The organism is Halapricum sp. CBA1109, from assembly GCF_009741825.1.
Classification (GTDB): Archaea; Halobacteriota; Halobacteria; order Halobacteriales; family Haloarculaceae; genus Halapricum.
The window spans coordinates 1-4,215 of sequence record NZ_WPCA01000191.1; the positions used below are offsets into that span (position 1 = coordinate 1).

6 protein-coding genes are annotated in these 4,215 nt (G+C 63.7%); 3 read left to right on the forward strand and 3 right to left on the reverse strand.

The annotated features are described in order from the left end of the window. Nucleotides 1-106: 106 nt before the first annotated feature. The 3 genes from GJ629_RS14745 to GJ629_RS14755 all read left to right on the forward strand — a co-directional run bounded on the left by GJ629_RS14745 (nt 107) and on the right by GJ629_RS14755 (nt 2,423). Nucleotides 107-1,057, forward strand: coding sequence for an ABC transporter ATP-binding protein (locus tag GJ629_RS14745; RefSeq protein WP_157513702.1), 951 nt, complete (start codon nt 107-109; stop codon nt 1,055-1,057). Next, on the forward strand, nt 1,050-1,838 hold the full coding sequence (locus tag GJ629_RS14750; protein ID WP_157513703.1) for an ABC transporter permease subunit: 789 nt from the start codon (nt 1,050-1,052) through the stop codon (nt 1,836-1,838). Before GJ629_RS14745 ends, GJ629_RS14750 begins: the two co-directional genes overlap by 8 nt. A 75-nt stretch (nt 1,839-1,913) precedes the next feature. Further along, nucleotides 1,914-2,423 carry a GNAT family N-acetyltransferase gene (locus GJ629_RS14755; RefSeq protein ID WP_157513704.1) on the forward strand — a complete coding sequence of 170 codons (510 nt, stop codon included), beginning with the start codon at nt 1,914-1,916 and terminating at the stop codon, nt 2,421-2,423. On the opposite strand, the gene GJ629_RS14760 is transcribed toward GJ629_RS14755, so the two are convergent. The 3 genes from GJ629_RS14760 to GJ629_RS14770 all read right to left on the reverse strand — a co-directional run bounded on the left by GJ629_RS14760 (nt 2,418) and on the right by GJ629_RS14770 (nt 4,009). Next, complete coding sequence (locus GJ629_RS14760) at nt 2,418-3,149, reverse strand: GNAT family N-acetyltransferase (protein WP_157513705.1); 732 nt, start codon at nt 3,147-3,149, stop codon at nt 2,418-2,420. The two genes, GJ629_RS14755 and GJ629_RS14760, sit on opposite strands and share 6 nt — an antisense overlap. Before the next feature lie 148 nt (nt 3,150-3,297). Then, a complete protein-coding gene (locus GJ629_RS14765) occupies nt 3,298-3,549 on the reverse strand; it encodes a hypothetical protein (protein WP_157513706.1) in 252 nt (83 codons plus the stop codon). A 190-nt stretch (nt 3,550-3,739) separates the two neighbouring features. Further along, nucleotides 3,740-4,009, reverse strand: a complete 270-nt coding sequence (locus GJ629_RS14770) for a hypothetical protein (protein ID WP_231754656.1) — start codon at nt 4,007-4,009, stop codon at nt 3,740-3,742. Between the last annotated feature and the right edge of the window lie 206 nt (nt 4,010-4,215).

Genomic DNA, 4,215 nt, shown 5'->3' on the forward strand with positions numbered 1-4,215 from the left:
TGTCACTCCGCAGGACGAACCCGGGCGGTCCCACCGTCCACAGCGACAAGAACCACTGTGAGAACCCACGGCAAAGACCATAGGCCATCCCTGAGTAGGATTGCCAATGAGCGTCGTCGAAGTCTCGAACCTCTCGAAGTCGTTCGGCACCGTACAGGCCGTCGAGGACGTCAGTTTCAGCGTCGAGAGCGGCGAGGTGTTCGGCTTCCTCGGCCCCAACGGAGCGGGGAAGACGACGACGATACGGACGCTGCTTGGCTTTCTCTCGCCGACCGGCGGGTCGGCGACGGTACTCGGGGCCGACGCTACCGACGAGTCGGCGATGATCGACGCCAAGCGGTCCATCGGGTATCTCCCGGCCAGTCCGTCCTTCGACGAGGACGCGACCGGCACGGAGATACTCGACCTCCACGGGTCGATCAAAGGCGAGTCCCGACGGGCGGAACTGCTTGCGTTGTTCGACCCGCCGCTGTCCCGGCCGGTCCGGGCGTACTCCTCGGGGAACGTCCAGAAACTCGGGCTGATACAGGCATTTATGCACGACCCGGATCTGGTGATCCTCGACGAACCGACCAGCGGCCTCGATCCGCTGATGCAACAGCGATTCAACGACTTCGTCCGCGCCGAACGCGACCGCGGGACGACCGTCTTCTTCTCCAGCCACGTCCTCAGCGAGGTCCGACAGATCTGTGACCGGGTCGGTATCCTCCGGAACGGCCGTCTCGTCGCTACCGAGCCGATAGACGTCCTGCTGGGAGCCAGTGGGAAGTTCGTCCGCGCCCGCATCGTCGGCCGCGTGCCCGAGGGCGCATTCGCGGGCGACCACGTCCACGACCTCGACCGCTCGGTCCGCGAGGAGGGGACGGCGTCGATGCTGGCCGCCGCCGACGCCGACGCAGACACCGGCGTCGTGACCGAGGTCAGTTTCACCTACACCGGGGACGTCAACGACCTCCTCGCGGCGCTCGAACCCTATCGCTTCGTCGACCTCGATCTGGAGGAAGCACCGCTGGAGGAGGTCTTTATGCGGTTCTACGGGGAGGGCGACGATGCTTGAACTCGCGCGTTACGAGGCCCGCCGCCGGGTCCGGGGGACGCTGTATCTGACCGTCGGACTGGTCGTGTTCGCGGGGATGTACATCGGGACGTTCCCCTCGATACAGACCGACATCGACCTCGATCAGTTCATCGAGAGCCTCCCTGAGATATTCACCGAACTGTTCAACCTCGCCACGATGAACACCATCGAGGGATTTCTCGCGGCGGAGCTGTACTCGCTGGGCTGGACGCTGTTGCTCGGGATGTATCTGGCCTACAGCGGCGGGACCCTGATCGCGGGCGACGTCGACCGCAAACGGATGGATCTCCTGCTCTCGCTGCCGCTCTCCCGGCGCCGCGTCGTCGCCGAGAAGTTCCTCTCGCTGCTCGTGCCCATCCTCGGCGTCAACGTCGTCGTCCCCGCCGCCGTCCTCGTCGGGACCACCGCCGTCGGCTACCCCATCGACCCCGTCAACCTCGCCGTCGTCCACCTGCTGTCGATACCCTATCTGCTGTCGTGTGCCGCGCTTGGCCTCGTCCTGTCGGTCGTGTTCAGTCGCGTCTCGGTCGCCCAGCGCGGTGCACTCGTCGCGATATTCGCGCTGTACCTCTTCGAGTCCGTCGTCGTCGTGGCCGACGTGGGGTGGCTCGGCGTCGTCGCACCGATGCGGTACTTCGCGCCGACCGCCGTCCTCGTCGAGGGGAGCTACGACTGGCTGGGGGCGGCAATCCTCCTCGCCGCGACCGGGCTGCTCGTGGCCGCGAGCGCTGCGTACTTCACTCGTCGTGACGTGCAGTGACTGGATACCCACCACTTGGGAATCCGAGCGAAGGGTTTACCCACGGAACCCTAAGCTCAAGGCGACAGCCCTCTCATGAACACATACGAGGACGCCGCTGTGACGACGACTTTCCAGCGCCCGCCCCACGAGTTCGTCGACAAGTCGGGGCGGGAGATAACGATCCGGACGCCGGCCGACAGGGACGCCCTCGCCGCGATGTACGTCGAGTTCGACAGCAGCGACCGCGCACAGGGACTCCCGCCGGTCGGCGAGGACCGGATCCGTGACTGGCTCGACGTCCTCGACGCCGGCATCGAGGTGGTCGCGGTCCACGGCGACCACACCGTCGGGCACGCGACGCTGCTGGACTGTGGGGACGGGACTCACGAACTGACCATCTTCGTCCACGGCGACTACCAGCTATCGGGCATCGGATCGCAGTTGATCCAGTGTCTCCTCGGTGCCGGACAGCGAGACAGCGTCGACCACGTCTGGCTGTCGGTCGAGCGCTCGAACCACGTCGCGATGAACCTCTACCGGAAGGTCGGCTTCGAGACGACCAGCGGGTCCGGCCTCGAACACGAGATGGAGTTGGAGTTATAGCTCCCGGGCCAGCATCACCTCGTCGACGTACTCGTCGTCGATGCGGTAGTGGTCCTCCCGGGTGGCCTCTATCGACCAGTCGTGGGACTGCAGGAACTCGATTGCCCCCTCGTTGGTGGCCGGGACGCTGTTGTACAGCTTCTCGTACCCCTGATTGCCGGCCCACTCGACGCCGCGGGAGAGCAGGTGACTCCCCATCCCGTTGCCCCGGTAGGCCTCCAGCACTCCGAGGGTCAACTCGGCCGTGTGCGCGAGTTTCGCCACCTCGGGGTGTTTGATGTGGACCCACCCGACCACGTCGTCGTCGACGCAGGCGACGAAGAACATCCGCGATTCGATCTCGTTGTGCCGCAACAGCACGCCCTCGTTGTCGACGACGTCGGCCACCGTCTCGGCGTCGACGTAGGTCTTGTTCTCGACGACTTCACGTATCGCCCCGACCAGTCCCGTGAGGTCCGCCTGCCGGGCCTGTCTGATCGTGAAGGAGACGTCCTCGCCGGAGAACTCCGCTTCGGTGTCCTCGTCGTACGCTATCTGTAACTGCCCGTCTACCTCCTTGAGAATCCCGTCGCGTTTGAGTATCGCGACGTGGTGGCCGATAGCCCGTTCGTCCATATGGAGGGCCTGCCGCGCCTCCTCTAGGTCTACCTCCCCCATCTGCTCGACGTACTCGTAGATGTCCTGTCGGTCCCTGTGTTCGAAATCGAGGTCGTCCGTTATCTCCATGTCCGTTGGTACCACACCCCAGTACTTAACGGTTTACGATGAGGGACTTCACTGTGAGAACCTTTTGTTGGTGATAGGTATCACCGGGCGTGGCATATACAGATGAGCTACAAATCGAGTATCATTTCCGGTGCTGTACTGATTCGGCTTATCGAGTAGAAGCCTGAATTCGTTCCCTGAACCGGGGATTCCCGTAGATGCCGACGGCGATCACGAGAGTAGATACGCCGACCGAAATTGTGCTCAGGACCGGACTTTTCCCGGGATAATCCCCGAAGTACACGAGGAAACTGACGAGAACGCCGAGAGACCCCATAAATACGAGTAACCAACTGAACACACCCGCGAGGGTTCGTCCGGCGAGTTCAGCGAATAGAACGCCCTTCGACTGCTTTTCCATACATATGTTACTAAATTGGATTATCAAAACTTTTCTGGTGGTAAATACGCAGACACACTGAGACGGTGTTTCAGCGGAGAGTGGTCGAGAGAAACGAAGTCACTGTGCTGACTTGATACTCTGCATCTTGTATGCCGTATTCATCATCAAGCGAAGGTTCCGACGGAGCCAACGGGAACACGTCCGCCACTCACTGCCCGTCGTGCCGGTCCGGGACGTGGGTCAGCATCGTCGCCACGTCGCGGATGTTGTGCGTGTCGACGAGCAACTCGGCGGCCTCCGTGACCGCGAACGAAGCGTCGATGTCCGTCCCGTAGCAGGCGGCGTACAACTCCAGATAGGTGTTCATCGTCGACTCCAGTGACTCGAAGGCCTCTGCCTCGAAGCGGTGCCACTCGCCCGTCCGGGCGTCGACGTACACCGCGACGGCCGGGCCGACGCCCTCCCGGAGGTACTCCATCGCTCGGTCCTCGTCGGGCGGGTCCGCCGGCCGCTGGAACCGCCGCCCCGGTCCCGGGCGCCCGGTCGGCGAGCGTCTCGATGCGGTCGGCGTAGTCGCTCATCCCTGCCGGTACTCGACGCCCTTGCCGCCACGGGGGTGCGTCCAGTCGGTGTCGGCGACGACGGCGCAGGTCCCGCACTCGACACAGGGTTGGGTGTCGAGGC

What these genes read in the sequence shown, in the direction of transcription:
- GJ629_RS14745 (WP_157513702.1), top strand. Translation starts at nt 107, where the DNA reads ATGAGCGTCGTCGAAGTCTCGAACCTCTCGAAGTCGTTCGGCACCGTA.
- GJ629_RS14750 (WP_157513703.1), top strand. Translation starts at nt 1,050, where the DNA reads ATGCTTGAACTCGCGCGTTACGAGGCCCGCCGCCGGGTCCGGGGGACG.
- GJ629_RS14755 (WP_157513704.1), top strand. Translation starts at nt 1,914, where the DNA reads ATGAACACATACGAGGACGCCGCTGTGACGACGACTTTCCAGCGCCCG.
- GJ629_RS14760 (WP_157513705.1), bottom strand. Translation starts at nt 3,149, where the DNA reads ATGGAGATAACGGACGACCTCGATTTCGAACACAGGGACCGACAGGAC.
- GJ629_RS14765 (WP_157513706.1), bottom strand. Translation starts at nt 3,549, where the DNA reads ATGGAAAAGCAGTCGAAGGGCGTTCTATTCGCTGAACTCGCCGGACGA.
- GJ629_RS14770 (WP_231754656.1), bottom strand. Translation starts at nt 4,009, where the DNA reads ATGGAGTACCTCCGGGAGGGCGTCGGCCCGGCCGTCGCGGTGTACGTC.